The organism is Bacteroides faecichinchillae JCM 17102, from assembly GCF_000614145.1.
Classification (GTDB): Bacteria; Bacteroidota; Bacteroidia; order Bacteroidales; family Bacteroidaceae; genus Bacteroides; species Bacteroides faecichinchillae.
Map to the genome: position 1 here is coordinate 1 of NZ_BAKK01000140.1, position 545 is coordinate 545.

The window sequence follows — 545 nt, forward strand, 5'->3', positions numbered from 1 at the left end:
ACGGAGAGCCGGATACGCTGGAAGGTGTACGTCCGGTTCGGAGGCGAGTTTTCGGAAACCGACCATAGTAATATGGCACGGCGTCGGCTACTTAGCCTACACTTCAAGTTTCCCGACCTCTCCATGATTGCCTACAACCATCTGCTCAACCACCCGGAGGGGTACAAGGTGAAGCCGCAGTTCTACGTCATCAACTTCGATGACCCTCGCCGCAGCCACCGCTGCAACCCCATCCACCCGGACTTCATGACCGACATTTCGGATGCCTACGAGAGTGCCTACACCATCATGCTCAACCTCAACCGCACGTGGGTGCAGAAGCAGGGCGACTTCTTCGTGGAATCGCCCATCATCCTCTTCGCTGCCATCATCTGGTTCCTGCGCATCTATCAGGGCGGCAGGTATTGCACCTTTCCCCATGCCATCGAACTGCTCAACCGCCGCTACGAGGATGTGTTTCCCATCCTGACGAGCTATCCCGAACTGGAGAACTACCTTTCGCCCTTCATGGACGCTTGGCAAGGGGGAGCGATGGAACAGCTGCA

General features: G+C 56.9%; 1 pseudogene. It reads left to right on the forward strand.

Features of this window, described 5'->3' with window-relative positions:
* Positions 1 to 102 precede the first annotated feature (102 nt).
* Positions 103 to 545, forward strand: a pseudogene (locus tag JCM17102_RS30170) (conjugal transfer protein TraG); the annotation flags it as partial.